Source organism: Nocardioides nitrophenolicus (assembly GCF_016907515.1).
GTDB lineage: Bacteria > Actinomycetota > Actinomycetes > Propionibacteriales > Nocardioidaceae > Nocardioides > Nocardioides nitrophenolicus.
In genome coordinates this window covers 3,935,938-3,962,839 of sequence record NZ_JAFBBY010000001.1, presented here as the reverse complement: position 1 = coordinate 3,962,839, position 26,902 = coordinate 3,935,938, and the positions used below count along the sequence as shown (strand labels likewise).

At 73.5% G+C, this 26,902-nt stretch carries 29 protein-coding genes; 17 read left to right on the top strand and 12 right to left on the bottom strand.

What is annotated here, in order from left to right:
• Window positions 1–3: 3 nt before the first annotated feature.
• Window positions 4–1,476, bottom strand: coding sequence for an FHA domain-containing protein (locus JOD66_RS19170; RefSeq protein WP_204838417.1), 1,473 nt, complete (start codon window positions 1,474–1,476; stop codon window positions 4–6).
• Window positions 1,473–2,312, bottom strand: coding sequence for a PP2C family protein-serine/threonine phosphatase (locus JOD66_RS19165; RefSeq protein ID WP_204838416.1), 840 nt, complete (start codon window positions 2,310–2,312; stop codon window positions 1,473–1,475). The genes JOD66_RS19170 and JOD66_RS19165 overlap by 4 nt, the downstream gene beginning before the upstream one ends.
• A gap of 21 nt (window positions 2,313–2,333) precedes the next feature.
• Here JOD66_RS19165 and JOD66_RS19160 point away from each other — a divergent pair, with 21 nt between their 5' ends.
• Window positions 2,334–4,622, top strand: a complete 2,289-nt coding sequence (locus JOD66_RS19160) for a helicase-associated domain-containing protein (RefSeq protein ID WP_204838415.1) — start codon at window positions 2,334–2,336, stop codon at window positions 4,620–4,622.
• A gap of 17 nt (window positions 4,623–4,639) precedes the next feature.
• Window positions 4,640–6,298, top strand: coding sequence for a DNA repair helicase XPB (locus JOD66_RS19155; RefSeq protein WP_204838414.1), 1,659 nt, complete (start codon window positions 4,640–4,642; stop codon window positions 6,296–6,298).
• On the opposite strand, the gene JOD66_RS19150 is transcribed toward JOD66_RS19155, so the two are convergent.
• Window positions 6,259–6,936, bottom strand: a complete 678-nt coding sequence (locus tag JOD66_RS19150) for an NAD(P)-dependent oxidoreductase (RefSeq protein WP_204838413.1) — start codon at window positions 6,934–6,936, stop codon at window positions 6,259–6,261. The genes JOD66_RS19155 and JOD66_RS19150 overlap by 40 nt on opposite strands.
• 55 nt (window positions 6,937–6,991) lie before the next feature.
• On the opposite strand from JOD66_RS19150, the gene JOD66_RS19145 reads away from it, so the two are divergent.
• Window positions 6,992–7,333 (top strand): winged helix-turn-helix transcriptional regulator, encoded by a 342-nt coding sequence (locus JOD66_RS19145; RefSeq protein ID WP_204838412.1) that lies wholly within the window; start codon window positions 6,992–6,994, stop codon window positions 7,331–7,333.
• A gap of 409 nt (window positions 7,334–7,742) precedes the next feature.
• On the opposite strand, the gene lon is transcribed toward JOD66_RS19145, so the two are convergent.
• The 6 genes from lon to JOD66_RS19110 form a co-directional block, all read right to left on the bottom strand.
• Entirely contained in the window at window positions 7,743–10,079 is a 2,337-nt protein-coding gene (lon, locus tag JOD66_RS19135) for an endopeptidase La (protein ID WP_204838411.1), read from the bottom strand.
• Window positions 10,080–10,155: 76 nt separating this feature from the next.
• Complete coding sequence (locus JOD66_RS19130) at window positions 10,156–10,695, bottom strand: Uma2 family endonuclease (RefSeq protein ID WP_239545339.1); 540 nt, start codon at window positions 10,693–10,695, stop codon at window positions 10,156–10,158.
• A gap of 244 nt (window positions 10,696–10,939) precedes the next feature.
• The gene (locus JOD66_RS19125; RefSeq protein ID WP_204838409.1) at window positions 10,940–11,215 is read right to left on the bottom strand and encodes a DUF2087 domain-containing protein; all 276 of its coding nucleotides are present in this window, start codon (window positions 11,213–11,215) and stop codon (window positions 10,940–10,942) included.
• A complete protein-coding gene (locus JOD66_RS19120; protein ID WP_204838408.1) occupies window positions 11,212–11,874 on the bottom strand; it encodes a 3-oxoacid CoA-transferase subunit B in 663 nt (220 codons plus the stop codon). Before JOD66_RS19120 ends, JOD66_RS19125 begins: the two co-directional genes overlap by 4 nt.
• Complete coding sequence (locus JOD66_RS19115; protein WP_204838407.1) at window positions 11,874–12,569, bottom strand: 3-oxoacid CoA-transferase subunit A; 696 nt, start codon at window positions 12,567–12,569, stop codon at window positions 11,874–11,876. Before JOD66_RS19115 ends, JOD66_RS19120 begins: the two co-directional genes overlap by 1 nt.
• The gene (locus tag JOD66_RS19110) at window positions 12,569–13,753 is read right to left on the bottom strand and encodes a thiolase family protein (RefSeq protein ID WP_204838406.1); all 1,185 of its coding nucleotides are present in this window, start codon (window positions 13,751–13,753) and stop codon (window positions 12,569–12,571) included. Before JOD66_RS19110 ends, JOD66_RS19115 begins: the two co-directional genes overlap by 1 nt.
• A gap of 72 nt (window positions 13,754–13,825) precedes the next feature.
• Between JOD66_RS19110 and JOD66_RS19105 the strand changes: the two genes are divergently transcribed.
• On the top strand, window positions 13,826–14,722 hold the full coding sequence (locus tag JOD66_RS19105) for a LysR substrate-binding domain-containing protein (RefSeq protein ID WP_204838405.1): 897 nt from the start codon (window positions 13,826–13,828) through the stop codon (window positions 14,720–14,722).
• Here the strand turns inward: JOD66_RS19105 and JOD66_RS19100 are convergent.
• Window positions 14,712–15,167, bottom strand: a complete 456-nt coding sequence (locus JOD66_RS19100) for a MarR family winged helix-turn-helix transcriptional regulator (protein WP_204838404.1) — start codon at window positions 15,165–15,167, stop codon at window positions 14,712–14,714. The two genes, JOD66_RS19105 and JOD66_RS19100, sit on opposite strands and share 11 nt — an antisense overlap.
• A gap of 66 nt (window positions 15,168–15,233) precedes the next feature.
• On the opposite strand from JOD66_RS19100, the gene JOD66_RS19095 reads away from it, so the two are divergent.
• From JOD66_RS19095 to JOD66_RS19065, 7 genes are all read left to right on the top strand, one after another.
• Window positions 15,234–16,064 (top strand): sulfurtransferase, encoded by an 831-nt coding sequence (locus tag JOD66_RS19095; RefSeq protein ID WP_204838403.1) that lies wholly within the window; start codon window positions 15,234–15,236, stop codon window positions 16,062–16,064.
• 2 nt (window positions 16,065–16,066) lie between these two features.
• Window positions 16,067–16,420 (top strand): hypothetical protein, encoded by a 354-nt coding sequence (locus JOD66_RS19090; protein WP_204838402.1) that lies wholly within the window; start codon window positions 16,067–16,069, stop codon window positions 16,418–16,420.
• 158 nt (window positions 16,421–16,578) lie between these two features.
• On the top strand, window positions 16,579–17,490 hold the full coding sequence (locus tag JOD66_RS19085) for a LysR family transcriptional regulator (RefSeq protein WP_204838401.1): 912 nt from the start codon (window positions 16,579–16,581) through the stop codon (window positions 17,488–17,490).
• An 8-nt stretch (window positions 17,491–17,498) separates the two neighbouring features.
• Complete coding sequence (locus JOD66_RS19080; RefSeq protein WP_204838400.1) at window positions 17,499–18,602, top strand: mandelate racemase/muconate lactonizing enzyme family protein; 1,104 nt, start codon at window positions 17,499–17,501, stop codon at window positions 18,600–18,602.
• 32 nt (window positions 18,603–18,634) lie between these two features.
• Window positions 18,635–19,486 carry a catechol 1,2-dioxygenase gene (catA, locus tag JOD66_RS19075; protein ID WP_204838399.1) on the top strand — a complete coding sequence of 284 codons (852 nt, stop codon included), beginning with the start codon at window positions 18,635–18,637 and terminating at the stop codon, window positions 19,484–19,486.
• Entirely contained in the window at window positions 19,486–19,761 is a 276-nt protein-coding gene (gene catC / locus JOD66_RS19070; RefSeq protein ID WP_204838398.1) for a muconolactone Delta-isomerase, read from the top strand. The genes catA and catC overlap by 1 nt, the downstream gene beginning before the upstream one ends.
• A complete protein-coding gene (locus JOD66_RS19065; RefSeq protein ID WP_204838397.1) occupies window positions 19,761–20,573 on the top strand; it encodes an alpha/beta fold hydrolase in 813 nt (270 codons plus the stop codon). The genes catC and JOD66_RS19065 overlap by 1 nt, the downstream gene beginning before the upstream one ends.
• Here the strand turns inward: JOD66_RS19065 and JOD66_RS19060 are convergent.
• Window positions 20,530–20,832: a chorismate mutase gene (locus tag JOD66_RS19060; RefSeq protein WP_204838396.1), complete on the bottom strand. Its 303-nt coding sequence runs from the start codon at window positions 20,830–20,832 to the stop codon at window positions 20,530–20,532. The genes JOD66_RS19065 and JOD66_RS19060 overlap by 44 nt on opposite strands.
• A gap of 255 nt (window positions 20,833–21,087) precedes the next feature.
• On the opposite strand from JOD66_RS19060, the gene JOD66_RS19055 reads away from it, so the two are divergent.
• Genes JOD66_RS19055 through JOD66_RS19030 form a run of 6 tightly spaced genes read left to right on the top strand, consistent with a single transcriptional unit; the run spans window position 21,088 to window position 26,457 of the window.
• Window positions 21,088–22,446, top strand: a complete 1,359-nt coding sequence (locus tag JOD66_RS19055; protein ID WP_204838395.1) for a TrpB-like pyridoxal phosphate-dependent enzyme — start codon at window positions 21,088–21,090, stop codon at window positions 22,444–22,446.
• Window positions 22,447–22,465: 19 nt separating this feature from the next.
• On the top strand, window positions 22,466–23,476 hold the full coding sequence (locus JOD66_RS19050) for a GNAT family N-acetyltransferase (protein ID WP_204838394.1): 1,011 nt from the start codon (window positions 22,466–22,468) through the stop codon (window positions 23,474–23,476).
• Between the two features lie 40 nt (window positions 23,477–23,516).
• Window positions 23,517–24,698: an RtcB family protein gene (locus JOD66_RS19045; protein ID WP_204838393.1), complete on the top strand. Its 1,182-nt coding sequence runs from the start codon at window positions 23,517–23,519 to the stop codon at window positions 24,696–24,698.
• A 58-nt stretch (window positions 24,699–24,756) separates the two neighbouring features.
• Window positions 24,757–25,380 (top strand): HD domain-containing protein, encoded by a 624-nt coding sequence (locus tag JOD66_RS19040; RefSeq protein WP_204838392.1) that lies wholly within the window; start codon window positions 24,757–24,759, stop codon window positions 25,378–25,380.
• A gap of 14 nt (window positions 25,381–25,394) precedes the next feature.
• Window positions 25,395–25,781 carry a DUF8819 family protein gene (locus JOD66_RS19035; protein WP_204838391.1) on the top strand — a complete coding sequence of 129 codons (387 nt, stop codon included), beginning with the start codon at window positions 25,395–25,397 and terminating at the stop codon, window positions 25,779–25,781.
• 58 nt (window positions 25,782–25,839) lie between these two features.
• Window positions 25,840–26,457, top strand: a complete 618-nt coding sequence (locus JOD66_RS19030) for an alpha-ketoglutarate-dependent dioxygenase AlkB (RefSeq protein WP_204838390.1) — start codon at window positions 25,840–25,842, stop codon at window positions 26,455–26,457.
• A 16-nt stretch (window positions 26,458–26,473) separates the two neighbouring features.
• Here the strand turns inward: JOD66_RS19030 and JOD66_RS19025 are convergent, their stop codons facing one another.
• Window positions 26,474–26,869, bottom strand: a complete 396-nt coding sequence (locus JOD66_RS19025; RefSeq protein ID WP_204838389.1) for a VOC family protein — start codon at window positions 26,867–26,869, stop codon at window positions 26,474–26,476.
• Window positions 26,870–26,902 lie beyond the last annotated feature (33 nt).

Sequence of the window (26,902 nt, the reverse complement as noted above, 5' to 3'; positions counted from 1 at the left end):
GGGTCAGGGACGGGTGACCTGGATGGTGACCCCGTCACCGAGGTTGATGGTCGCGCCGGGGATCAGCTGGACGGCGATGCCGGGCTTGAGGTCCTCCGGTCCGAGTCCCGGCTGGACCAGGACGGTGCCATTGGTCGAGCCCATGTCGGTGACGACGGCGGTGCCGAGGTCGGCGCCGGTGCCGGGGCGCACCTCGACATGGGTCGAGGAGATCTCGTGGAGCCGGCTCGGCACCGTCACCAGCATCGGCTGCTCGGTCGAGGTGAACCGGCGCGCCTCCGGCGCCCGGCCGATCAGCACGGCACGGTCGACGATGATCGACTGACCGTCGGACACGAGCAGCTTGGCGACCGGCTGGGTGACCGGCGGCGCCGCGGGCGTGCCGGGCACGGGCGGGACCAGCGGCGCCGGCGGCTCCCCGGCGCCCGCGACAGTGAAGCCGTCGTGCTCGATGCCGGGTCCGGGCGGGGTAGGGGCGCCGCCGACCGGCTCCCAGGAGCCGACCGGCAGGGGCGGGGCGTCGGGGACCGGCGGGGCGGGAACACCCGGCGGCGGGGGCGGCACCCACCCCGGCGGCGCGACCTCGGTCGCACCACTCAACGGCGGGTACGGCGGCGCCGGGACGGACGGCGTCGCCGGCTCGTCGAGAGGGTCGGCTCCCGTGGGGGCGTCGGCGGTCGCGTCGGCGGGCGCGTCGGTGGCGGCCGGGGTGTCCCACGGGGTCACCCAGCCGTCGGGGGCCGGCTCCTGGGGCGCCGCGGCGGGCTCGGCGGGCTCGTCGACCACCTCCATCACCTCGGTGGCCGGGCCGTCGTCGAGATGGGCCGCCTCGGTCACCGCCGCGCCGCCCTCGTCGAGGGGGCTGGGCTCGTCGAGCGCGAGATGGGCGCCGCCCAGGGCGGGCACCGGCTCGGGCTCGGCGACCGGCTCCGGCTCGGCGGCCGGCTCCGGCTCCGGCTCGGCGACCGGCTCGGCGACCGGCTCCACCACGGGCGCCGGCTCGGGCGCGACGGCGGCGACCACGGCCGGCCGGTCGATCCGGCCGACCCGGACCAGCCCGGTCAGGATCGGGTAGTCGGCGTCGTCGGCGGCCTCGTCGTCGCCCTCACCGGCGGGGAGGCTGATGCTCAGCGCGGTGACGTCGTCGAGGCTGCGCTCGACCCAGGTGTGGCTGGCGCCGCCGTCGACGGTCACGGTCTCGCCGGCCGCGGTGACGGTGGCGACCACGTCGGCGCCGCGGAGCAGGAAGCGGGTCGGGCCCTCGTCGGTGCTGACCAGCACGAAGCCCGGGATCTTGCTCAGGCCGGAGGCGAGCAGGCCGTCGAGGACGTCGTCGAAGCCGGCGCCGCCGTCGACCATCGCCCACAGACCGACGACCTGGTCCTTCTGGGACGCGGGCAGCACGATCGCGGCCTCCGGCCCGAAGACGGCGTACCAGGCACCGCTGCGGTACGACCAGGCAGTGGTGTCGCTCATGGGAGGGCCCCCAACTTCTGCTCCAGACTCAGCCGCTGCGCGTGCGAGTCGTACGGGTCAACGTGTGCCAATCCCACCACATCGACGACGACCGCGGTCGCGTTGTCGTGGCCTCCGGCGGTGACCGCGGCGGCCACGAGGGCGTCGGCGGCGTCGCGCGGATCGTCGTGTTCCGCGAGGAGGGAGGCGATGGTCACGTCGTCCACCATGCCACTGACGCCGTCGGAGCACAGCAGCAGGCGCTCCGCGGCCGCGAGGGGCAGCAGGTAGTAGTCGGCCGCGCCGCTCACCGCGCCCGGCATCGCCGCACCCCCCAGCGCGCGGGTGATGACATTGCGGTTGGGGTGCGTGGCCGCGTCGTCGGGGGTGATCCGGCCGGCGTCGACGAGCTCCTGGACCAGGCTGTGGTCGACGCTGACCTGCTCCAGCTCGCCCTCGTTCCAGCGGTAGATCCGGGAGTCGCCGACGTTGGCCAGCAGCCAGTGCGGGCGGTCGGCGGACTGCACGAGGAGGGCGAGGACGACGGTGGTGCCGGCGGCGAAGTGGTCACCGGCCCCGGCCGCGCGCTGCTCCTCGTCGTAGGCGAGCAGCCGGTCCTGGGCGGCCTGGAGCGCGGCGTCGACGGCGGCGGTGCCGTCCTCGAGGTCGTAGGCCCGGTCGACCAAGCGGGCCAGCTCCTCGACGGCGTACCTGCTGGCCACGTCCCCGCGGTCGTGCCCGCCCATCCCGTCGGCCACCGCGAAGACCGGCGGGTCGGCCAGGAAGGCGTCCTCGTTGACCTGGCGGACCAGGCCGACGTCGCTCGCGGCACCGTGGTGCAGCTCGACCCTGTTCACCGATGTCCTAGCGTTGCACCCGTGGGAGCGGCACCGAGCGGACACCGGTCGTTGGCCGACCAGCTGCGCTCGTGGCCCGACGATCGGCTCCAGCGCCTGCTCACCGCTCGTCCCGACCTGGCCACCCCTGCCCCTCACGACTTCGGACAACTCGCCTCCCGCGCTGCGGTGAGGAACTCGATCGCTCGCGCGCTCGACGGCCTCACCCGAGGCGAGCTCTCGGTACTGGATGCCCTGGTCGTCGCCGGTCAAACCACCGATCCGGAAGTCGCGCGGATCGTCCACGCCGAGCCGTCGTACGTCGCCGCGACCCTCGCCCGGCTCCGCGACCTGGCCGTCGCCTGGGACTCCCCCGAGGGCCTGCGGGCGCTGAGCGGCGTGGCGGACGCGATGGTCGGCGGACCCGATGCCGGCGTGAGCGGGCTGCGGCCCCGGACGGCGTCGCCGCGCCCGGCCGAGGAGATCGCCGAGGCGCTGGCGACGTTGCCGTCGGGCGCCCGGGCGCTGCTCGACCACGTCATCTCCGAGGGAGGCACGGCGAAGTCGGGGTCGGTGCGGGTCGGGCTGCGGCCCGAGGACGCCGAGACACCGGCCGAGCTGCTCGTCGCGCACCGGCTGCTCGTCCCCGGCGGCTCCCTCCTGCCCGGGCTGCTCGTGGTGCCGGGCGAGGTCGGCCTGGTCGTGCGGGGCGGCCGGACCACCGTCGAGCCGGTCGACGTCGCGCCGCCGGTCGCGTCCGAGGAGCGCTCGCCTCGACTGTCGACGAGCGCCGCGCTGGGCGCCGCCACCGACGTCGTACGACGGACCGGGCTGCTGCTCGAGTGGTGGGGCACCCGCCCGGCGACCGCGCTGCGCACCACCGGCCTCGGCGTACGGGAGCTCAAGGCGGCCGCGACCCAGCTCCAGGTCTCCGAGCCCGAGGCCGCGCTGATCGTCGAGCTCGCCCACGAGGCGGGGCTGGCCGCCACCCGTGCCGACGCCGACGGCAACCCGGTGTGGGTGCCGACGTCGGCGTTCGACGCGTGGGCCGAGCGGCCGGTCGCCGAGCGCTGGACGGTGCTCGCGCGGGCCTGGCTGGCGAGCCCGCGGCTGCCGTCGCTGGTCGGCGAGCGCGGCCCGGACCAGAAGCCGTGGAACGCCCTCACCCCCGAGCTGTCGGCCGCCGGGATGCCCGAGGCGAAGGCGATGGCGCTCGCCGCCCTCGCCGACCTGCCCGAGGGACACGGCCTGGCCGCTGGCACCGGCCTGCCGTCGCTGGTCGCGCGGGTCGCCTGGGAGCGGCCGCGCCGGCCCCGGACCCGTCCCGACCTGGTGGCCTGGGCGGTCGCCGAGGCTGCGGTCCTCGGCCTGACCGGGGCCGACGTGCTGGCGCCGTACGCCCGGGTGCTGCTGGCCGGCGACGACCCGGCGCCGGTGCTGGCCGAGCTGCTGCCCGCGCCGGTCGACCACGTGCTGATCCAGGCCGACCTGACCGCCGTCGCGCCCGGCCCGCTCGAGCCGGACCTGGCTCGGCAGCTGCAGCAGGTCGCCGACGTCGACTCCCACGGCGCCGCGACCGTCTACCGCTTCACCCCCGACTCGGTACGACGCGCGCTGGACGCGGGCTGGACCGCGGCCGAGCTGCACGCGTTCGTCCTCGCCGCCTCACGCACCCCGGTCCCCCAGCCGTTGAGCTACCTGATCGACGACGTGGTCCGCTCGTTCGGGCGGCTCCGGGTCGGGCTGGCGTCGTCGTTCGTGCGCTCGGAGGACGAGGCGGCGCTCGCCGCGCTGGTCAACCACCCGAAGGCATCCGGGCTCGGCCTGCAGCGGATCGCACCGACGGTGGTCGTCTCGACGCTGCCGATCGACGTCCTGCTGCCCCGGCTGCGCGAGCTCGGCCTGGCGCCGGTCGTCGAGGGGCCCGACGGCGTGGTGCGGGTCGGCGCCGCGGACTCCCTGCGCGCCCGCACCCCCCGCACCCGCGAAAGTGCCGACGCCGCCCGGTCCGCCGCTCGGCAGGCGGCGCAGGTCGTCGCCGCCGTGGCGACGCTGCGCGAGGGCGACGAGGCGGCGCGGACCCGGCCGGCGTCCGCCACCGCCCCGGGTGGCGGCGTGCTCTCCGCGCTGCGCGAGGCGATCGAGCGGCGCGGCGTCGTCCTGATCGGGTTCACCGACAACCAGGGAGTCGTGTCCGAGCGGTCGGTGCGCCCCCTGGTCGTCGAGGGCGGCCAGCTCACCGCGCTCGACGCCGATGCGACCGACGACGACCCCGACGCGGAGCGGCGCTACGCCGTCCACCGGATCAGCCGGGTCATCCCTGTCGGGTGACCCTCTAAACTCGTGCGGTGACAGACGGACCCCTCATCGTGCAGTCGGACAAGTCCCTGCTGCTGGAGGTCGACCACCCCCAGGCCGCGGAGTGCCGCAAGGCCATCGCGCCGTTCGCCGAGCTGGAGCGCTCGCCGGAGCACATCCACACCTACCGGCTGACCCCGCTGGGCCTGTGGAACGCCCGCGCCGCCGGTCACGACGCCGAGCAGGTGGTCGACACGCTGCTGACCTGGTCGCGCTACCCGGTTCCCCACGCGCTGCTGGTCGACGTCGCCGAGACGATGGCGCGCTACGGCCGGCTCCGGCTCGAGAAGCACCCCGTCCACGGGCTGGTGCTGGCCTCCAGCGACCGGCCGGTGCTCGAGGAGGTGCTGCGCGCCAAGAAGGTCGCCGGCATGCTCGGCGCGCGCCTCGACGACGACACCGTGGCGGTGCACCCCTCCGAGCGCGGCAACCTCAAGCAGGCGCTGCTCAAGCTGGGCTGGCCGGCCGAGGACTACGCCGGCTATGTCGACGGCGAGGCCCACGCCATCGCACTGGCCGAGGACGACTGGACGCTGCGCGACTACCAGCGCGACGCGGCCGAGTCGTTCTGGCACGGCGGGTCCGGTGTCGTCGTGCTGCCCTGCGGGGCCGGCAAGACGCTGGTCGGCGCGGCCGCGATGGCGCACGCGCAGGCGACCACGCTGATCCTCGTCACCAACACCGTGAGCGCCCGGCAGTGGAAGGACGAGCTGGTCCGGCGTACCTCGCTGACCGAGGACGAGATCGGCGAGTACTCCGGCACCGTCAAGGAGATCCGGCCGGTCACCATCGCGACGTACCAGGTCATCACCACCAAGCGGAAGGGCGTCTACCCCCACCTCGAGCTGTTCGACGCGCGCGACTGGGGCCTGATCGTCTACGACGAGGTGCACCTCCTCCCGGCGCCGATCTTCCGGATGACCGCCGACCTGCAGGCCCGGCGCCGGATCGGGCTGACCGCGACCCTGGTCCGCGAGGACGGCCGCGAGGGCGACGTGTTCTCGCTGATCGGGCCCAAGCGGTACGACGCCCCGTGGAAGGACATCGAGGCCCAGGGCTGGATCGCGCCCGCCGACTGCATCGAGGTCCGGGTCTCGCTGCCGGAGGCGTCACGGATGTCGTACGCGACGGCGGACCCCGAGGAGCGCTACCGGCTGGCCGCGTGCACGCCCGAGAAGCTGGGCGTGGTCCGGGACCTGGTGACCCGGCACGCCGGGCAGCCCACGCTCGTCATCGGTCAGTACCTCGAGCAGCTCGCCGAGCTGGGCGAGGCCCTGGACGCGCCGATCATCACCGGACAGACGACGGTCAAGGAGCGGCAGCGGCTCTTCGACGCCTTCCGGTCGGGCGAGATCGGGCTGCTGGTCGTGTCGAAGGTCGCGAACTTCTCGATCGACCTGCCGACCGCCGAGGTCGCCATCCAGGTCTCGGGGTCCTTCGGGTCACGCCAGGAGGAGGCGCAGCGGCTGGGCCGGCTGCTCCGGCCGGGTCCCCCGGGTCCCGGCGGCGAGCGGAAGGTCGCGCACTTCTACACGGTCGTGGCCCGCGACACCGTCGACGCCGAGTTCGCGCAGAACCGGCAGCGCTTCCTGGCCGAGCAGGGCTACGCCTACCGGATCATCGACGCGGAGGACCTCGCCGGCGCCTGAGCGACCACGCCCAGGTGCACCCCGCTCGCCGTCGGGGCGACGGCCTCGTCGACGAGCGCGATCGCGTGGTCGGCATAGGTGATGAGGGCGGCCGCATCGCCCGGCGCGACGGCGTACCCACCGACCGGCGAGCCGGTGTGGTCGAAGTCGCCGCTCGGGCTCACCGCGACCCAGTCGGCGGCGGAGGCCCGGAGCACGTCGAGCGCGGCGAGGTGGGTGAGGAAGAAGGAGCGGTACGCCTGCGGATAGCCCGCGCGGTCCATCACCGGTGTCCCGCCGACGTCGGGCAGGAGCGAGGCGAGGCCGACCCACACCAGGCGGGCGTCGGGGGCCCCGGCGAGAAGGGCCCGGGTCGCGGCCGGCAGGAACTCAGCCGGGTCCCGGGACTGGTCGAAGACGCCGGCGATCACGGCGTCCTTGCCGGCGGCCAGGGCCCGGACCGATGCCGGGTCGGTGACATCGCCGGTGCGTACCTCCACGCCGCGCGGGGCGTCGTACGCCGCCGGGTCGCGCACGACGGCGGTGACCCGGTGTCCGCGACGGCGGGCCTCCGCGACCGCCGTCCGTCCGGCGCGGCCGGCGGCGCCGATGACGAGGATGCTCTTGCTGGTCGGGTCCTGCGCAGGGGTTGCGGTCATGACGGCGACGCTAGGTCCGGGTGTGGTTACCGCCCGGATACCTAGAGTGGGATCCATGACGCCGCTGCGAGCCGACATGTTCGACGAGATCTGCCCGTCGACCCTCGTCCCGCTCCGGATGGGCGACAAGTGGGCGCCGCTGGTGATCCGCTGCCTCGAGGACGGCCCGCGCCGGTTCTCCGAGCTGCGGGTCCCGATCCGGGCCAGCGCGAAGGTGCTCACGACCTCGCTGCGGCGCCTCGAGCGGGACGGCTTCGTGAGCCGCCGCGCCGAGGGCCGCTCGGTCGACTACGCGCTGACGCCGCTCGGCCGGAGCCTCGCGGGACAGCTCGAGTCCTGGTGCCGCTGGACCGAGGCGAACTGGGACGAGCTCCTCGACGCCCGTGACCCCGTCTGATCCGACCTCCCCCGCGACGTCTCGGCGGATCAGCCGGGACGGCACGACGGTGACCTCGAAGGGGACCGTCGCCGTCCACTCCTCGTCGCCGGCGATCGCGGCGACGGCGACGTAGGCGCCGTCGCGCAGCTCCCGCGCGGTCAAGGCGATCTCGTCGGACTCGACGTCGACGACCCCGTAGGCGGCCACCCCGCTCCGCTCGTAGATCCGCTTCCTCTGGCCCAGGTCACGACGGCGCGTGGTCGGCCAGGGCAGGCCGCGTAGAGCACCACCAGCAGCTCGGTACTCACGAGCTGATTGGGGGACGAGGCGCCGGCTTCCCGAGATGACTGAAGGTCCATGCCGACGATCATCGACGCAGAACGCCGATCCGCCGAGCATGGACCTCCAGCCTGTGGAGAAGTCGCCGTCAGGCCGCGACGACCCCCGCGTCGGCGACCACCAGCGCCCGCTCCAGGATCTCGGTGACCGCACCGACCGGCGTGACGGTCAGCGCGTCGAGGATCTCGGCCGGGACGTCGTCGAGGTCGGGCCGGTTGCGCTCGGGGATGAACACCTCGGTCACGCCGGCCCGCTGCGCGGCGAGCAGCTTCTGCTTCACCCCGCCGATCGGCAGCACCCGTCCCGACAGGGTGACCTCGCCGGTCATCGCGATGTCGGAGCGGACCGGGCGACCGGTCAGCAGCGACACCAGAGCGGTCACCATGGTGACACCGGCGGACGGGCCGTCCTTGGGCACGGCGCCCGCCGGGAAGTGCACGTGGATCGACCGCTCGAAGGCACTGGCCGGGATGCCGAGCTCGTCGGCGTGCGAGCGCACCCACGACAGGGCGATCCGCGCCGACTCCTTCATCACGTCGCCGAGCTGGCCGGTCACGGTCAGCCCGGTCTCGCCGGCGGCGACCGAGGTCTCGACGTAGAGCACGTCGCCACCCATCCCGGTCACCGCGAGGCCGGTCGCCACGCCGGGGACCGACGTGCGCTCCTCGACGTCGGGAGTGAACCGCGGCCGGCCGATCAGGTCGACCAGCGACGCGACGTCGATGTCGACCCGCGTCACCGAGCCGGCGGCCAGCCGCGCCGTGGCCTTGCGGAAGGCCTTGGCGAGCAGCCGCTCGACCTGGCGTACACCCGCCTCGCGGGTGTAGTTGGCCGCGATCTCGCGCAGCGCCTCGTCGCTGATGCTCACCTCGTCGGGACTCAGCGCCGCGCGCTCGAGCTGGCGCGGGACGAGGAAGTCACGGGCGATCGCGACCTTGTCCTCCTCGGTGTAGCCGTCGATCGAGACCAGCTCCATCCGGTCCAGCAGCGCGGCCGGGATCGAGCCGATGTCGTTGGCCGTCGCGATGAACAGCACGTCGGACAGGTCCAGGTCGAGCTCGAGGTAGTGGTCGCGGAAGGTGTGGTTCTGCGCGGGGTCCAAGACCTCGAGCAGCGCGGCCGCCGGGTCGCCCCGGTAGTCGGAGCCGACCTTGTCGACCTCGTCGAGCAGCACGACCGGGTTCATCGAGCCGGCCTCCTTGATGGCCCGCACGACGCGGCCGGGCAGCGCACCGACGTACGTGCGGCGGTGGCCGCGGATCTCCGCCTCGTCGCGCACGCCGCCGAGGGCGACCCGGACGAACTTGCGGCCCAGGGCACGGGCGACCGACTCGCCGAGCGAGGTCTTGCCGACGCCCGGAGGTCCCGCCAGCAGGACGACGGCGCCCGAACCCCGGCCGCCGACGACCTCGAGTCCGCGCTCGGCGCGGCGGGCCCGGACCGCGAGGTACTCGGTGATCCGGTCCTTCACCTCGTCGAGGCCGTGGTGGTCGGCGTCGAGGACGGCGCGCGCGGCGACGACATCGGTGTCGTCCTCGGTCGTGACGCTCCACGGCAGGTCGAGCACGGCGTCGAGCCAGGTCCGGATCCAGCCCGCCTCGGGGTTCTGGTCGCTGGACCGCTCCAGCTTGTCGACCTCGCGCAGCAGCGCCTCGCGGACGCCGTCGGGCACGTCGGCCGCCTCGACCCGGGCGCGGTAGTCGTCGCCCCCCTCGGGGTCGCCCTCGCCGAGCTCCTTGCGGATCGCGGCGAGCTGCTGGCGCAGCAGGAACTCGCGCTGGTTCTTCTCCAGCGACTCGCGCACGTCGGCGTCGATCTTGTCGCTGACCTCGGACTCCGCCACGAAGTCCCGGGTCCACTCCACGAGCAGGCGCAGGCGCTCGCCGACCTCGGGGGTCTCCAGGAGCTGGCGCTTGCGGTCGTCGGAGAGGTACGGCGCGTAGCCGGCCGTGTCCGCCAGCGTCGCCGGGTCGTCGATCCGGGTCACCTGGTCGGCGACCTGCCAGGCCTCGCGGCGCTGCAGCAGGCCGACCACCAGCTTGCGGTAGTCCTCCGCGAGCGCGCGCACCTCGTCGTCAACGACGCCGCCGTCGACCGGCTCGACCTCGACCCACAGGGCCGCGCCAGGACCGGTCACGCCGCTGCCGATGCGGGCCCGCCCGCCGGCCTTGAGCACCGCCGCCGGCTCGCCGCCGGAGAAGCGGCCGACCTTCTCGACGCTCGCCACGACGCCGTAGGACGCGTAGCGGTCCTCGAAGCGCGGAGCGAGCAGGACCTGAGCGGTCTCCCCGCTCTCGCGGGAGGCGATCTGGGCGGCGTCGATGGCGGCTCGGGCGGGCTCGTCGAGCTCGACCCGCACCACCATCCCGGGGAGCACCACCACATCGGAGAGGAACAGCACCGGAAGCTGGATCGGGTTCGTCATGCACCTTCCAATGCGTTCCGGGTTCGTGGTGTTCCGGCGTTCGCGGTGGGCGAACTGGGGAACTCCCCGGCCTCGATCAGTCGAGCAGCCGCGCCGGGACGAGGGTGAGGTCGTAGGGCGCGGCCGCGGTCCACTCCTCCTCGCCCGCGACCAGCGCGGCCACCTCGTAGCGACCTTCGCGCAGCTCCCAGGCGGTCAGGCTCGGCACCTCGGGATCGAGCACCCAGTACGACGGCACCCCGGCCCGCTGGTAGAGCCGCTTCTTGCGCACCTGGTCCCGTCCGCGACTGCTCGGCGAGAGGATCTCGACGACGAGCAGCGGGGCGCCCGTCAACCCCCGCTGCTCGGGACGGTCCCGCTCCACGACCAGCAGGTCCGGCTCGACCACCGACAGCTCCTCGAGCTGCACGTCGAAGGGCGCGGCAAGGACGACGAGACCTTCAGGGCGGGCCAGGTGAAGTGCGACATGAAGGGCACCCGACATCCGCTGATGGTCGAACGACGGCGCCGGCGACATCACGATCTCACCCTCGAGCAGCTCGTAGCGGTTGCCGTCGTCGGGCATCCGGTCGAGGTCGGCCCGGGTGTGGCCGGGCCCGAGGGTGGGGGTGGTCATGGGTCTCATCGTGCCTCCTCACGGCGAACACCCGCCAGCGTGCGCCCGCGCCCCGCTCGGGTCGCGCCGGTCAGCTGTCATGGACACCTCCCTTCGTCTCCCTTCGTCGTCGTGGACCACACCCTGCCGGACAGGGCCGTCAGGCGCGGCGCGCGGACGGCCGGGCTGTGGAGAACGCGCGACGACAGGGCGCCTGGGGAGGAACAAGGGCGGCTACGGGGACCCGTGGGGCGCGGGAAGCGGGTCAGACCTCGACCGTGCCGCCGCTGCGCCAGTACACATCGCTCTCGCGGGTGAGGAAGCCGTCGTCGACGAGGTGGCGGCGCAGCGCCGCGTGGTCGTCGTGGACCTCCTGGAGGATCGCGTCGACCTCACGCCAGCCGTAGCGCCGGCCGGGCTCGAAGCGCTGCGCCACGTGGTCGAGCACGACCAGCCGCTTGGCGTGCCGGGTGGGCAGGTCCAGCAGCCGCCCGTCGGCGGAGAAGAAGCGGCGCAGGACCTGCTGGTCGTCGGGGCTCACCCCTCCTTTGTAGCCAACTCCAGCCCCAGCCGGCGACCGAGTTCCGCCACGGAAAGCCCCCACGTCTCGCGGACGACGACCGCGGAGCCGCCGACCTCGAAGATCCCGTGGTCGGTGTAGACCCGGCTGACGCAGCCGACGCCGGTGAGCGGGTAGGTGCACACGGGGACCAGCTTGGGTGAGCCGTCCTTGCCGAACAGGCCCATCATCACGAAGACGTCCTTGGCGCCGATGGCGAGGTCCATCGCTCCGCCGACGGCGGGGATGGCGTCGGGGCGCCCGGTGTGCCAGTTGGCGAGGTCGCCGTTGGCGGCGACCTGGTAGGCGCCGAGGACGCAGACGTCGAGGTGGCCGCCGCGCATCATGGCGAAGGAGTCGGCGTGGTGGAAGTACGACGCCCCGGGCAGCTCGGTGACCGGGACCTTGCCGGCGTTGGTGAGGTCGGCGTCGACCTCGTCGCCGTGGGCGGCCGGCCCCATGCCGAGCATGCCGTTCTCGGTGTGCAGGATGACGCCGAGCTCGTCGGGGAGGTGGTCGGCGATCTTGGTGGGCTGGCCGATGCCGAGGTTGACGAAGGAGCCCTCGGGGATGTCGCGCGCGATCACCTCGGCGAGCTCGTCCATGGTGAGCGGACCGCGGTCCAGGTGCTCGACGGTCATCAGCGGGCTCCCTGCACGGTGTAGTGGCGGGCCTCCACGGCGACCACGCGGTCGACATAGATGGACGGGGTGACGACGGCCTCGGGGTCCAGCTCGCCGGTCTCGACGAGCGAGGACACCTGGACGATCGTCGTGGTCGCCGCGGCGGCCATGACCGGCCCGAAGTTGCGGGCGGTCTTGCGGTAGACGAGGTTGCCGAGCCGGTCGGCGGCGTGGGCGGAGATGAGCGCGTAGTCGCCCTTGATCGGGTACTCGAGCAGGAACTCGCGCCCGTCGATGACCCGCGACTCCTTGCCGTCCGCGAGCGGGGTGCCGACGGCCGTGGGGCTGTAGAAGGCGCCGATCCCCGCTCCGGCGGCGCGCATCCGCTCGGCGAGGTTGCCCTGCGGCACGACCTCCAGCTCGACCTTGCCGGACAGGTAGAGCTCGTCGAAGACGTACGAGTCGGCCTGGCGCGGGAACGAGCAGACCACCTTGCGCACCCGGCCGGCCTTGAGCAGCGCGGCCAAGCCGACCTCGCCGTTGCCGGCGTTGTTGGACACGATGGTGAGGTCCGTCGCGCCCTGCCGGATCAGCGCGTCGATGAGGTCGAACGGCATGCCGGCCAGGCCGAAGCCGCCCACCAGGACGGTGGATCCGTCCTCGATGCCGGCCACCGCCTCGTCAGCGGTGTCGAGCAGAGCGGTGCGCGCCATCAGGAGGCCGCCACGTTCTCGAGCACGACGGCCAGGCCCTGGCCGACGCCGATGCAGATGCCGGCGACGCCCCAGCGCTGACCGGTCTCGCGCAGCACCTTGGCGAGGGTGCCGACCAGCCGGCCGCCGGAAGCCCCGAGCGGGTGGCCCAGGGCGATCGCGCCACCGCGCTGGTTCACGATCTCGGGGTCGATCGGCCAGGCGTCCACGCAGGCGAGCGACTGCACCGCGAACGCCTCGTTGAGCTCGACCGCGCCGACGTCCGACCAGGAGATGCCGGCCCGGGCGAGCGCGGCGTTGGCCGCCTCGACCGGCGCGTACCCGAAGGCCTGGGGCTCGAGGGCGTACGCCGCCCGGCCGGCCACGCGGGCCAGCGGCGTCGTACCGATCCGGTCGGCGGCGGCCTCCGAGCCGAGCAGCACGGCGGAGGCGCCGTCGCTCAGCGGCGACGCGTTGCCGGCCGTGATGGTGCCGTCCTTGCGGAAGACCGGCTTGAGGCCGCCGAGCGACGCGGGGGTGCTGCCGGGCCGGATGCCTTCGTCGCGGGTGAGGTCGACGCCGTCGACCGGGACGACCAGGTCGTCGTAGAAGCCGTCCTCCCAGGCCTGGTGCGCGAGCTGGTGCGAGCGAGCGGCGAACTCGTCCTGGCGCTCGCGGGAGATCCCGAACCGCTCCTGGAGCTGCTCGTTGGCCTCGCCGAGGCTGACCGTCCACTCCTTCGGCATCCGGGGGTTGACCAGGCGCCAGCCCAGGGCCGTCGAGACGGCGGTGACGTCGGCGACCGGGAAGGCGCGGTCGGGCTTGGGGAGCACCCACGGGGCCCGGGTCATCGACTCGACGCCGCCGGTGAGGACGATGTCGGCGTCGCCGGTCTCGATGGTGCGCGACCCGACCATCACGGCGTCCAGGCTCGAGCCGCAGAGCCGGTTGACGGTGGTCGCGGGGACGCTGACCGGCAGTCCGGCGAGGAGCGCCGCCATCCGACCGACGTTTCGGTTGTCCTCCCCCGCCCCGTTGGCGTTGCCCCAGACCACGTCACCGATCGCGGCGGGGTCGAGGCCGGGGGTGCGGGCGAGGACCGAGGAGACCGCGGCGGCGCCGAGATCGTCGGCGCGGACGCCGGCGAGGGCGCCGTTGAACCGGCCGAACGGGGTGCGGACCGCTGCGTAGACGAAGGAGCTCACCCCACCGACGCTAGGCGCCGAAGTTGATATTGTGAAGGATCAGTATTCGACACGATTGAGACGAAAACAGATATGGACCTGCTGCGCCACCTGAGGTACTTCGTGACCGTCGCCGAGGAACGCCACTTCGGCCGCGCGGCCGAGCGGCTGCACATGGCCCAGCCGCCACTCTCCCAGCAGATCCGCCGCCTGGAGGCCGAGGTCGGCGTCCAGCTGTTCGTGCGCACCACCCGCCGCGTCGACCTCACGGCGGCCGGATCCGCCTACCTGAGCCGGGCGCGGGCGATCCTCGCCGAGGTCGACGACGCCGCCGACGAGGCCCGCCGGGTGGCGGCCGGCGCGGTCGGTCGGCTCGCCATCGGCTGCGTCGGCTCGGCGACCTACAGCCTGCTCCCGGCCCTCTCGCGCCGGCTGGCCGAGGAGCTGCCCGGCATCGACTTCGCCTTCCGTGGCGAGATGCTGGTCGCCGACCAGGTCGAGGCGCTGCGCACCGGTGCGATCGACGTCGCCCTGCTCCGCCCGCCGGTCGACGACGCCACCCTGGCGGTGACCCCGCTGCGCGAGGAGCGGCTCGTGGTCGCCGTACCCGCCTCCCACCCGCTCGCCGCCCGCAAGCAGGTCCGGGTCGCCGAGCTCGCGGAGTCCGACCTGATCGTGCACTCCGCCGGCCGACGCTCGGCGATGTACGACGTCGTACGCGGCCTGTTCGCCGACGCCGGGCTGACCCCGCGGATCCGGCACGAGGTCGGCGAGACCTCGACCCTGGTGACCCTGGTGGCCGGCGGCCTCGGGGTGGCCGTCGTGCCCGAGCCGGTCGGCGCCCTCACCCTCGACGGCGTCGCCTTCCGCCCGCTCGTGCGGCCGGCCCGGACTGTCGAGCTCGCCGTCGCCCACCGCGCCGCGCGGACCGAGCCGCACCTGCACCGCACCCTGGCGGTGCTGCGGGACCTGATCCGGGTCAGCGGGTAGCGGCGATCACGGCGGTGAGCCGGGCGTGCAGGTCGAGCAGCTCGCCCATGGGCAGCCCGAGCCGCTCCACGATCGCGGGCGGGATCGCCTCGGCGTCGTCGCGCAGCGCCCGGCCACGCTCGGTCAGCACCACGGCCAGCGCCCGCTCGTCGCGCGGGTCGCGCTCGCGCCGCAGGTAGCCGGCCGCCTCCAGCCGCTTGAGCAACGGCGAGAGCGTGCCCGGGTCGAGGTCGAGCAGCCGCGAGAGCTCGGTGACGCGCAGCGGCTCGCTCTCCCACAGCGCCAGCATCACCAGGTACTGGGGATGGGTCAGGCCCAAGGGCTCGAGCAGGGGTCGGTAGAGCGCGATGACATTGCGGGACGCGATGGCCAGGGCGAAGCAGACCTGCTGGTCGAGCGCGAGCGGGTTCTCGAGCCGCGGACGGGAATCAGGGGTGGCCGGCATGTTGTTAGCGTAGCAATAGTTGGTGTACAAACTATTGCCACGCAAACTACTCACCAGGAGACCACCATGGCCCGCACCGATGTCCTCGTCGACGGCGACTGGCTCGAGGAGCGCCTCGGCGCCCCGGGCGTCGTCGTGATCGAGGTCGATGAGAACGCCGCCCTCCACGGCACCAGCCACGTCCCGGGCTCGACCAGCCTCGACTGGTCGACCGACCTGCGCCAGGTCCCCCGGCGCGACGTGGTCGACCAGTCCGCCTTCGCCGCGCTGCTCAGCCGCCACGGCGTCAGCAACGCCGACACCGTCGTCCTCTACGGCGGCGACAACAACTGGTTCGCGGCCTACGCGTACTGGGTCTTCAAGCTCTACGGCCACGCGGACGTCCGCCTGCTCGACGGCGGCCGCAAGAAGTGGGAGCTCGAGGGGCGCCCGCTCGACGACGTCGTCACCCACCGCGCCGAGTCGACGTACACCGCCGGTCCGGCGGACCCGACGCTGCGCGCCTTCCGCGACGACGTGATCGCGGCGATCGGCGCACGCGAGATCGTCGACGTCCGCTCCCCCGCGGAGTTCAGCGGCGAGATCCTCGCACCGGCGCAGTTCCCGCAGGAGCAGCCGCAGGTCCCCGGCCACGTGCCGACGGCGGTCAACGTGCCCTGGTCGCAGGCGGCCGCCGAGGACGGCAGCTTCCGCGGCGACGACGAGCTCCGGGCCCTGTACGGCGCCGCCGGGCTCGCCCTCGACGACAGCCCGGTCACGGTCTACTGCCGAGTGGGCGAGCGCAGCGCGCACACCTGGTTCGTGCTGCACGAGCTGCTCGACCTGCCCGACGTCCGCAACTACGACGGCTCGTGGGTGGAGTACGGCTCGCTGATCGGCGCCCCGGTGGAGGTCTGACGATGACCACCGACACGAGAACGGACGCCGCACCCCGTCGCCGCCGACACCTGATGGACCCGGCCCACCCCGTCCGGCCGGTCGACGACCACGCGCTGACCAACGTGCAGCGCTGGGTGATGTCGACGCTGGCGGTGTTCACGATCGCCCATCTCGCCGCCGGACTGGTGGTCGCCGCACTCGAGGTCCCGGAGTCGGCGACGACGGCGCGCGTCGGGCTCAACGTCATCGCGGGCGCGTTCGGCGTCCTGGCGGTGGCCGCCGGGCGCGCGATCCACCGCCGCTCCCCACTGAGCCCGTGGCTGCTGGTCGGACTGCTGCCGACCGCGGTGGGCCTCGGGCTCGCCTTCGGTTGAGCAGGCGCGAACGGTCCGCGCATTAATAACATGAGGTTATGAATGCGCTGATTATTCGTCTTTGTGCTTCTGGATCACTCCGATCTAGCGTGATGGGACCGCGTGACGACCACCACACCCGCGTCGTCACCGGGCCGGCCGACCGGAGGAGGTGACCCATGGATCTCAAGCAGCTGCGCTACTTCGACGCCGTCGCCGAGACCTGTCACTTCGGCCAGGCCGCCGAGCGCCTCCACCTCGCCCAGCCCGCCCTCTCCCAGGCCGTGCGGCGGCTCGAGGCCGAGCTCGACGTGCTCCTCCTCGCCCGCACCACCCGCCAGGTCAGCCTGACGCCGGCCGGAGAGTTCTTCCATCGCGAGGTACGCCGGATCCTCGGCGACCTGGACGCCTGCGTGGTCGGCACCCGCAGCATCGCCGAGGGCAGCCGCGGCCTGCTCCGGGTCGGGTTCACCGGCACCAGTGCGTTCACCCAGCTGGCCCGGCTCTCCCGGATCGTCCGCGCCTCGCTGCCGGGCGTCGCACTCGAGGTGCAGGCCGACCTGCTCACCCCCGGCCAGGTCGAGCGGCTGGTCGATGGCCGCCTCGACCTCGGCGTGCTGCGCGGGCCGGTCGCCGAGCGCGGCATCGAGACCCGCAGTCTGCTGCAGGAGCCGCTCGTGCTCGCCCTGCCCGCCGACCACCGGCTGGCGGCCGAGCCCGCGCTCGAGGTCGTCGACGTCTCCGCCGACGAGTTCGTGGCGTACGCCGACACCCGCTCCGCGGTCAACGAGGCGATGGTGTCGAGCTGCCTGCGCGCGGGCTTCTCCCCCACCATCACCCACCGCGCGCCCGGCACGGCCGCGCTGCTCGCGCTCGTGGCCGCCCAGCTCGGCGTGGCGCTGGTGCCCGAGTCGGTGCGCAGCATGCAGCTGCAGGGCGTGGTGTTCCGGGACGTCGCGGATGCCACGACCATCGACCTCTCCCTCGCCTGGCGGGCCGACGACCCCTCGGCCCTGGTGGCCGGCGCGCTCGACGTACTCGACCGCGACGGGTTCTTCTCCGCCGCCCCGACCCCGCTCCCCGCCCCCTGAGGACTCCCATGAAGATCACCGCGATCGAGGCGATCCCCTTCCGGATCCCCTACGTCAAGCCGCTGAAGTTCGCGAGCGGCGAGGTGCACGTGGCCGACCACGTGCTGGTCCGCGTCCACACCGACGACGGGGTGGTCGGGGTCGCCGAGGCGCCGCCGCGTCCGTTCACGTACGGCGAGACGCAGCGCGGCATCCTCGCGGTGATCGAGACCATCTTCGCGCCGCAGGTCGTCGGCCTCGCGCTCACCGACCGCGAGCAGATGGCCGCACTGATGGGCCGAACGGTCGGCAACCCGACCGCGAAGGCCGCGATCGACATGGCCGTGTGGGACGCGCTCGGCCGCACCCTCGGGCTGCCGGTGTCCGAGCTGCTCGGCGGCTACACCGACCGGATGCGGGTCTCCCACATGCTCGGCTTCGACCAGCCGGCCGCGATGGTCGAGGAGGCCGAGCGGATGCGCGAGGTCCACGGCATCACCACCTTCAAGGTCAAGGTCGGCCGGCGTCCCGCAGCCCTCGACGTGGCCGTCGTCCGCGCGCTGCGCGAGGGCCTGGGCCCCGACGTCGTGCTGTACGTCGACGGCAACCGCGGCTGGACCGCCTCGGAGTCCGCGCGGGCGATGCGGCAGATGGCCGACCTCGACCTGGCCTTCGCCGAGGAGCTCAGCCCGGCCGACGACGTCCTCGGGCGGCGCTGGCTGGTGCAGCAGCTCGACGTCCCGTTCATCGCCGACGAGTCCGCGACCACGCCGGCCGAGGTGACCCGCGAGGTCCTCGGCGGCGCGGCCACCGCGCTCTCCATCAAGACCGCCCGCACCGGGTTCACCGGCTCGCAGCGGGTGCTCCACCTCGCCGAGGGGCTCGGCCTCGAGGTGGTCATGGGCAACCAGATCGACGGCCAGCTCGGCTCGATCTGCTCCGTCGCGTTCGGCGCCGCCCACCAACGCAGCAGCCTGCACGCCGGCGAGCTGTCCAACTTCCTCGACATGAGCGACGACCTGCTCACCGAGCCGCTCCGCATCGAGAACGGCGAGCTCGCCCTGCGCCCCGGCGCCGGGCTCGGCGTCGAGATCGACGACGACAAGCTCCGTCGCTACCGCACCGACATCTGAACCGCACCACCCCAACCCGAGAGGACACCGCCATGACCACCGAGGTCGCCACCGCCGCCGCATCCGGCGCCAGCGCCACCGAGCGCTTCCACTCCGACAAGTCGCCCTACGCGGCGGTCAAGGACACCCCGCCCGAGCGGGTCGACCGGCTCGCGCGGCGGGTGCTCGACGCCGTCTACCAGACCGTCCGCGACGAGAAGGTCACCTACGACGAGTTCAACGCGCTCAAGGCGTGGATGATCAGCGTCGGCGAGGACGGCGAGTGGCCGCTGTTCCTCGACGTGTGGCTCGAGCACGTCGTCGAGGACGTCAACACCGCGCACCGCGAGGGCAACAAGGGCTCGATCGAGGGCCCCTACTACGTCCCGGGCGCGCCCGAGCACGGCAGCAAGGGCACCATCGACATGCGCGAGGGCGAGTCCGGCACCCCGCTGCTGTGGACCGGCACGGTCACCTCCACCGACGGCACCGTCCTCGAGGGCGCGCTCGTCGAGCTGTGGCACGCCGACGCCGACGGCTTCTACTCGCAGTTCGCGCCCGGCATCCCGGAGTGGAACCTGCGCGGCAACTTCCGCACCGACGCCGACGGCGGCTTCGAGATCCACACGATCCAGCCGGCGCCGTACCAGATCCCGACCGACGGCTCCTGCGGCAAGCTGATCGCCGCCGCCGGCTGGCACGCCTGGCGCCCCGCCCACCTGCACGTGAAGGTGTCGGCGCCCGGTCACGAGCTGCTCACCGCCCAGCTCTACTTCCCCGGCGACGAGCACAACGACGACGACATCGCCTCGGCCGTGAAGCCGGAGCTGCTGCTGGACCCGAAGCCGCAGGCCGACGGCTCGGTCACCGTCGACTACGGCTTCGTGCTCGACCCGGTGCGCTGATGCTCTTCTGTGTCCGGATGGACGTCGACATCCCGCGCGACCTCGACCCTGCCGAGAGGGAGGCCGTGGTCGCGCGGGAGCGGGCGTACTCCCAGGAGCTCCAGCGCGGCGGCGAGTGGGCGCACATCTGGCGCATCGTCGGGCTGTACTCCAACATCAGCATCTTCGACGTCGGGTCGAACGCCCGCCTGCACGAGATCCTGTCGAACCTGCCGCTGTTCCCCTTCATGCGGATCGAGGTCACGCCACTGACCGAGCACCCGTCGGCGATCTGATGCTGCCCTCGATCGCGGTCCGCCACCTGGCCGGCCAGCCGGGACGGCCCCTGCTCGTCGTCGGCCCCTCCCTCGGTACGACGGTCGACCGGCTCTGGGGGCCGGTCGCCTCCGCGCTGCCCGGCTGGAACGTCCTCGGCTGGGACCTGCCCGGCCACGGCGCCAGCCCGGCGGTCGACCGGCTCACCCCCGGCTTCTCGATGGCCGGGCTGGCGGCGGCGGTGCTGGCCGCGGTCTCCGACGCGGCCGGCCGCGATGTCGCCTTCGCGTACGCCGGCGACTCGGTCGGCGGCGCCGTCGGGCTCCAGCTCGCGCTCGACCACCCGCTGCGCGTGACGTCGCTGGCGGTGCTGTGCAGCGAGGCCGCCTTCGGCACCTGGTCCACCTGGCCCGAGCGGGCCGCCCTGGTCCGCGCCTCGGGCATGGACCCGATGGTCGCCTCCTCCCCCGCCCGCTGGTTCGGCTCCCGGGTCGGCGAGGCGGACCCACGCCGCGCGGCCGCCGCCGCCGACCTGGCCGCGGTGGACCCGGAGAGCTATGCCCGGGTCTGCGAGGCGCTCGCCGGCTTCGACGTACGCTCGCGGCTCGGCACCGTGAGCGTTCCCCTGCTCGCGGTCGCCGGCGCCGACGACGTCGCGACGCCGCCGGCGGCCCTGGAGGCGTTGGCCGCCGGCGTACCTGACGGGCGGGTGGAGGTGCTGGCCGGCGTCGGCCACCTGGCGCCGTACGAGGCTCCGGAGGAGGTCGCCGCGCTGCTCGCCGAGGGCCTCAGCCCTCGTTCGCCTCAGCGAACTGCTCGTGGTTGCGGATGACCTCGGCGATGATCACGTTGAGGATCTTCTCCGCGAAGTGCGGGTCCAGCCCCGAGCTCTCCGCCATCGACCGCAGCCGCGCGATCTGCACCGCCTCACGGGCGGGATCGGCGGGCGGCATGGCGGCGCGCGCCTTGAGGCGGCCGACCGCCTCGGTGCACTTGAACCGCTCGGCCAGCAGGTGCACGAGGGCGGCGTCGAGGTTGTCGATGCTCGACCGCAGTCGGTGGAGCTCGGCCCGGGCGTCGTCTGCACTCACACCCCGAATCCTGCCCTACCTCGCGTCGTTCGAGGTCGCCGTCCCACGGGCGGCGCCGGCGGCGGCGCTGTAACACGCTGTCCACACGACTTCCCGGCGGTTGTCCGCAACAAAGGCCCCGATTGGGGCCGGTTCGCGCTGACAAGCGACAGGCAGACGGGTGGACAGCGTGTTACAGCGGCGTGGACGACCGGGCAGCCCGAGCCCCGAGGCCTAGGATCCGAGGTCCAAAGACCCGACCCGAGAGGACGCCCCATGAGCGACGACCAGGTGATGTACACCCTCGAGCCGCACGAGCAGCCGACCCGCTGGTACAACATCGTCGCCGACCTGCCGACTCCTCCTCCGCCGCCGCTGCACCCCGGCACCCACCAGCCGGTCGGGCCCGACGACCTGGCGCCGCTGTTCCCGCCGGAGCTGATCGCGCAGGAGGTCACCGCCGAGCGGTACGTCGACATCCCGGAGCCGGTGCTCGACGTCTACCGGCAGTACCGCCCCAGCCCGCTCTACCGCGCCCGCCGCTGGGAGCAGAAGCTCGGCACCAGCGCCCGGATCTACTACAAGTACGAGGGCGTCTCGCCGGCCGGATCCCACAAGGTCAACACGGCCGTGCCGCAGGTCTACTACAACAAGCTCAACGGGATCACCCGGCTCACCACCGAGACCGGCGCCGGCCAGTGGGGCACCGCCCTGTCCTACGCCAGCGCCCTGTTCGGGGTGACCTGCGAGGTGTGGCAGGTCGGGGCGTCGTACGACACCAAGCCGCAGCGCCGCACCCTGATCGAGGTCTTCGGCGGCAAGGTGCACCGCTCGCCGAGCCGGCTGACCGAGTCGGGCAAGGCGTTCGCCGAGGAGCACCCTGGCTCGCTCGGCATCGCGATCTCCGAGGCGGTCGAGGTGGCGGCGCAGGACCCGGAGGCGAAGTACGCGCTGGGCTCGGTGCTCAACCACGTGCTGCTCCACCAGACGGTGATCGGCGAGGAGGCGCTGCTCCAGCTGGCCAAGGCCGGCGAGTCGGGCGCCGACCTGGTCCTCGGCTGCGCGGGCGGCGGCTCGAACTTCGCCGGCCTGGCGTTCCCGTTCCTGCGCGAGAAGCTCGCCGGCAACCAGTCGCCCCGGATCCTCGCCGTCGAGCCGAGCTCGTGCCCGACGCTGACCCGCGGGGAGTACCGCTACGACTTCGGCGACACCGCCGGCCTCACGCCGCTGATGAAGATGCACACCCTGGGCCACGACTTCGTGCCCTCGACCATCCACGCCGGCGGGCTGCGCTACCACGGCATGGCGCCGCTGGTCTCCCACACCGTCCACGAGGGCCTGATCGAGGCGACCGCCCTGCACCAGAGCGAGTGCTTCGAGGCGGGCGTCGAGTTCGCCCGCACCCAGGGCATCGTCCCGGCGCCCGAGTCGTCCCACGCCCTCGCCCAGGCGCGCCGCGAGGCGCTCGCGGCGACCGAGGCCGGGACCTCGCCGGTGATCGTGGTCGGCCTGTCGGGTCACGGGCTGCTCGAGCTCGGCGCGTACGAGAGCTTCCTCAGCGGCCGCCTCGAGGACGACCCGCTGTCGGACGAGGCGCTCAGCGAGGCGCTGGCCAACGTGCCGGTGGTCGGCTGACGTCGTCGGGCGGCGCGCGATGCGAGCCCCGACCCGCAGTGCCCTGATCGTCACCGTCCCGGAGGCGGACGGGGTCGTCGGGCCGCATCGCGCGCGCTTCGACCGGGCCGCGGCCTGGGGCGTGCCCGCCCACGTCACGGTGCTCTTCCCGTTCCTGCCGCCCGAGCAGGTGACCCCGGACGTGCTCGGGCGGCTCGCCGACGCCGTCGTGGCCGTGCCCGCCTTCACCGCGAGCTTCGCCGAGACCGCGTGGTTCGGCGAGGACGTGCTCTTCCTGGCTCCCCGGCCCGCGGACCGGTTCGTGGCGCTCACGAGCGCCGTCACGACCGCCTTCCCCGGCCAGCAGCCGTACGGCGGCGCCCACGCCGAGGTGGTCCCCCACCTCACCGTCGGGCACGACGCGCCCGTCACGGCCCTGCGCGCCGCCGAGGTCGAGGTCCGCGGCGCACTGCCCGTCACCGCCGAGATCGCGGCGGTCGAGCTGTGGCAGGGCGGCGACGAGGAGGCGTCCTGGGCAGCCGTGGACGCGCTGCCTCTCGGCCGCCGGGGGCGCGCCACGGTGCGCCCGGCGCGGCCCGACGACGTGGCCGCCGTCGTCGCGGTCGGTCACCTGACCTGGCCCGCCACCTACACGCCGATCGCCGGCGCGGAGTACGTCCGTCGCGGCCTCGCCGAGTGGTGGTCGCCGGCGGGGACAGCCGACGCGATCGCCGCGGGGCGGGTGCTCGTGGCCGAGTCAGACGGCCAGGTCGTCGGCGTGGCGACGTACTCCCTCGACGGCGAGGTCGTCGACCTCTGGAAGCTGTACGTCGTGCCGTCCGCGCAGGGCACCGGCGCCGGCGCCGCGCTCCTCGACGCGGTCGTGTCCGGCCCCGGCGTCGGGGCGAGCGAGATCCGGCTCGCGCACCTCGCCGGCAACGAGCGGGCCCGCGCGTTCTACGAGCGCCACGGCTTCACCGAGACCCACCGCACCGCCGACGCGCTCGGCGGGCCCGACAGCGTCTGGATGCGGCTACCTCTGCGGAAATGACGTGTGCAACGCATTTCCACCGACCTAGCCTCGCCCCATCATGGAGAAGATCACGCCGAAGCTCCTGAACTGGGCTTCGATCCTCGAGCAGGGCACCCGCGACCAGGCGGTGACGACGGCGAGCATGCCGTTCATCCACCCGCACCTCGCGCTGATGCCCGACGCCCACCTGGGCCTGGGCGCGACGGTGGGCTCGGTCATCCCGACCCTCGGCGCGATCATCCCGGCGGCGGTCGGCGTCGACATCGGCTGCGGCATGATCGCGGTGCGCACGACGTACACCGCCGACGAGCTGCCCGCCGACCGGCGATCGCTGCGGGAGGCCATCGAGCGGGCGGTCCCGCTGTCGGCCGGCGCGGCCAACCAGCGCATCTCCCGGGCGCACACCGAGCGCCGGATCGAGGAGCTCACCACAGCGGCGGAGCGGGCGGGCTTCGCGCCCGGGCGCTACGCGAGCCGCTGGGAGCTGCAGCTCGGCACGCTCGGCTCGGGCAACCACTTCATCGAGGTCACCGTCGACGAGGAGCGGCGGGTCTGGCTGTTCCTGCACTCCGGCTCGCGCGGCGTCGGCAACAAGATCGCGCAGCACCACATCGCGATCGCCCGCGAGCTGTGCGCGAAGTGGTGGATCGACCTGCCCGACAAGGACCTCGCCTACCTCGCCGAGGGCACCGACGAGTTCTGGGCCTACATCCGCGAGATGCGGTGGGCGCAGCGCTACGCCCTGCTCAACCGCGAGGAGATGATGGACCGGGTGGTCCGCCAGTTCGCGGAGTGGGTCGGGCTCGGCTCGGCCGACGACGTCGAGCGGGTCGAGGAGATCAACTGCCACCACAACTACACCGAGCAGGAGCGGCACTTCGGCAAGGACGTCTGGCTCTCCCGCAAGGGTGCGATCAACGCCGAGCGGGGCCGCCCGGGCCTGATCCCGGGCTCCATGGGGACGGCGTCGTACGTCGTCAGCGGGCTCGGCAACCCGGTCGCCCTCAACTCCGCGCCGCACGGCGCCGGACGGGAGTACTCCCGGTCGAAGGCCCGGCGGACCTTCACCCGGGAGCAGCTGCGGGAGGCGATGGCAGGCATCGAGTACCGCGACACCGACGCCTTCGTCGACGAGATCCCGGCGGCGTACAAGGACATCGACCGGGTGATGGCCGACGCCGCCGACCTCGTCGAGATCCGGCACACGCTGCGCCAGATCGTGAACGTGAAGGGCGACTGACCCGCTCGGTGTGGGGGTGCCGGTGACAGCGGCCGGGGTGGTCGGTTTGAATACCGGGATGGAGGACGACCATCCCGACCTGACCGACCTGCCCTGGCCGCTGACCGGGGCCGACGCGCTGCGCGAGGAGCTGCTGGCGGCATACGCCGACCCGAGCCGCGGCCACCACGGCACCCGCCACCTCGCCGAGGTGCTGCAGCGGCTCGACGAGCTCGCGGCCGCCGGGGCGGCGTACGATCGCACTCCGGTGCTGCTGGCCGCCTGGTTCCACGATGCCGTCTACGACGGCGAGCGGGACGCCGAGGAGCGCTCGGCGACCTGGGCCGAGGACGCGCTGCCGGCCCACACCGACCCGGCGACGGTCGCCGAGGTGGCCCGGCTGGTGCGGCTCACCGAGCACCACCGCCCGGCACCCGAGGACGCCAACGGCTGCGCGCTGTCCGACGCCGACCTGTCCATCCTGGCGGCGGGCCGCGAGCGCTACGACGAGTACGTCGCGGCGGTCCGCACCGAGTACGCCCACCTGCCCGACGATGTCTTCGCGATGGGCCGCGCCGACGTGCTGCGCGGGCTGACCGATGCGCCCGAGCTGTTCCGCACCGCGCCCGGACGCGCGCGCTGGGAGGCCCCGGCGCGCGCCAACGTGGCCCGCGAGCTGGCGGAGCTGACCGCGTCGCTCTAGGGACGCCCGTCACAATGGAGCGTGTGGACGACAGCGTGATCTTCCAGGCCCGGGCACAGGTGCTGGCCGACCTGCAGGCCTGCGCCCTCGGTACGCCGGACTCCGTGACCCTGCTCGAGGACGCCTGCTCCGAGCGCCGATGGTGGCTCGGCCAGTGGCCCGAGGGAGCGCCGTTCATCGCCGGGCTGGTCGCCCAGGACGTCCAGGACGGCCTCGCCGACCGGTTCGGCCGGCATGCCCGCGAGGGCCTGTGGCCGCTGTGCCCCCAGTGCGACGGCGGGCCGGTGCACGCGCTGCACATCGAGCCCGACCTCGGCGGGCCGGACCCGACCTGGGTGTGCGAGGAGTCGGGGGTGGCGGTCGCCCCGCTGGGGTCGCTCAGCCACGCGACAGCAGGCTGAGCGCGGCACACTCGGCGCGCATCCGAACACCTGTTCGACCAGGCGCTATCGTGGGCGCATGACGGTCGACTTCCAGACCAGCCTGTTCGACGCCGCGGCGAGCGAGGTCGCCACCGAGCGCCGGGTGCTGAGCGCCGGCGCCTGGGTCGACGTGGCCCGCGACTGGCTGCCCGACGCCGACGACGTCTTCGCGACCCTGGTCCGCGAGGTGCCGTGGCGCGCCGAGCGGCGGGCCATGTACGACCGGGTCGTCGACGTACCCCGCCTGGTGTTCACCTACATGATCGGCGACCCGCTCCCCCACCCGGCGCTGAGCGACGCCCGCGAGCGGCTGAGCCAGCGGTACGCCGACGAGCTCGGCGAGCCGTTCCGCACCGCCGGCTGCTGCTACTACCGCGACGGCCGCGACAGCGTGGCCTGGCACGGCGACACCATCGGCCGCGGCTCCACCGACGACACCATGGTCGCGATCGTCTCGGTCGGCGATCCGCGCCGGCTGCACCTGCGCCCGCGCGACCCGGAGCGGCGCGACGAGGCGTTCGCCGTCGAGATGGGCCACGGCGACCTGGTGGTCATGGGCGGCTCCTGCCAGCGCACCTGGGAGCACGCCGTGCCCAAGGTCGCCTCGGCCGGACCGCGGATCTCGGTGCAGTTCCGGCCACTGAACGTGTTCTAGGTGTACCCGGGTACACCTAGGAGCCTTCCAGCTCGGCGAGGGAGCGGACGACGCAGAACTCGTTGCCCTCCGGGTCGGCGAGGGTGACCCAGCCGCTGCCCGGGCCGCGGATCCCGCGGTGGTCGGCGACCTGGACCGCGCCGTACCGGAGCAGCCGGTCGATCTCCTCGTCCCGGGTGCCGGAGCGCGGGCGCAGGTCGAAGTGCATCCGGTTCTTGCCGGTCTTGCGCTCGGGGACCTCGATGAACAGCACCTGGTGGCCGCTCTCGGGGTCGATGATCATGCACTCCTCGTGTCCCGGCTCGTTGGGATCGCCGGGCAGGTCGGTGTAGCCGATGACCGGCTTCCACCACTCCGAGAGCTCGAAGGCGTTGGCGCAGTCGATGGTGGTGTGCGAGATGAAGGACGTCACCTGCCCACCCTTGCCCGACCCGGGGGCGTGGGC

Bases quoted from the DNA above. Each gene is read 5' to 3' on its own strand.
- JOD66_RS19170 (WP_204838417.1), bottom strand. From the start codon at position 1,476: ATGAGCGACACCACTGCCTGGTCGTACCGCAGCGGTGCCTGGTACGCC.
- JOD66_RS19150 (WP_204838413.1), bottom strand. From the start codon at position 6,936: ATGACCGCAACCCCTGCGCAGGACCCGACCAGCAAGAGCATCCTCGTC.
- JOD66_RS19145 (WP_204838412.1), top strand. From the start codon at position 6,992: ATGACGCCGCTGCGAGCCGACATGTTCGACGAGATCTGCCCGTCGACC.
- lon (WP_204838411.1), bottom strand. From the start codon at position 10,079: ATGACGAACCCGATCCAGCTTCCGGTGCTGTTCCTCTCCGATGTGGTG.
- JOD66_RS19130 (WP_239545339.1), bottom strand. From the start codon at position 10,695: ATGACCACCCCCACCCTCGGGCCCGGCCACACCCGGGCCGACCTCGAC.
- JOD66_RS19120 (WP_204838408.1), bottom strand. From the start codon at position 11,874: ATGACCGTCGAGCACCTGGACCGCGGTCCGCTCACCATGGACGAGCTC.
- JOD66_RS19115 (WP_204838407.1), bottom strand. From the start codon at position 12,569: ATGGCGCGCACCGCTCTGCTCGACACCGCTGACGAGGCGGTGGCCGGC.
- JOD66_RS19105 (WP_204838405.1), top strand. From the start codon at position 13,826: ATGGACCTGCTGCGCCACCTGAGGTACTTCGTGACCGTCGCCGAGGAA.
- JOD66_RS19100 (WP_204838404.1), bottom strand. From the start codon at position 15,167: ATGCCGGCCACCCCTGATTCCCGTCCGCGGCTCGAGAACCCGCTCGCG.
- JOD66_RS19095 (WP_204838403.1), top strand. From the start codon at position 15,234: ATGGCCCGCACCGATGTCCTCGTCGACGGCGACTGGCTCGAGGAGCGC.
- JOD66_RS19090 (WP_204838402.1), top strand. From the start codon at position 16,067: ATGACCACCGACACGAGAACGGACGCCGCACCCCGTCGCCGCCGACAC.
- JOD66_RS19085 (WP_204838401.1), top strand. From the start codon at position 16,579: ATGGATCTCAAGCAGCTGCGCTACTTCGACGCCGTCGCCGAGACCTGT.
- JOD66_RS19080 (WP_204838400.1), top strand. From the start codon at position 17,499: ATGAAGATCACCGCGATCGAGGCGATCCCCTTCCGGATCCCCTACGTC.
- catA (WP_204838399.1), top strand. From the start codon at position 18,635: ATGACCACCGAGGTCGCCACCGCCGCCGCATCCGGCGCCAGCGCCACC.
- catC (WP_204838398.1), top strand. From the start codon at position 19,486: ATGCTCTTCTGTGTCCGGATGGACGTCGACATCCCGCGCGACCTCGAC.
- JOD66_RS19065 (WP_204838397.1), top strand. From the start codon at position 19,761: ATGCTGCCCTCGATCGCGGTCCGCCACCTGGCCGGCCAGCCGGGACGG.
- JOD66_RS19055 (WP_204838395.1), top strand. From the start codon at position 21,088: ATGAGCGACGACCAGGTGATGTACACCCTCGAGCCGCACGAGCAGCCG.
- JOD66_RS19050 (WP_204838394.1), top strand. From the start codon at position 22,466: ATGCGAGCCCCGACCCGCAGTGCCCTGATCGTCACCGTCCCGGAGGCG.
- JOD66_RS19045 (WP_204838393.1), top strand. From the start codon at position 23,517: ATGGAGAAGATCACGCCGAAGCTCCTGAACTGGGCTTCGATCCTCGAG.
- JOD66_RS19040 (WP_204838392.1), top strand. From the start codon at position 24,757: ATGGAGGACGACCATCCCGACCTGACCGACCTGCCCTGGCCGCTGACC.
- JOD66_RS19035 (WP_204838391.1), top strand. From the start codon at position 25,395: ATGGAGCGTGTGGACGACAGCGTGATCTTCCAGGCCCGGGCACAGGTG.
- JOD66_RS19030 (WP_204838390.1), top strand. From the start codon at position 25,840: ATGACGGTCGACTTCCAGACCAGCCTGTTCGACGCCGCGGCGAGCGAG.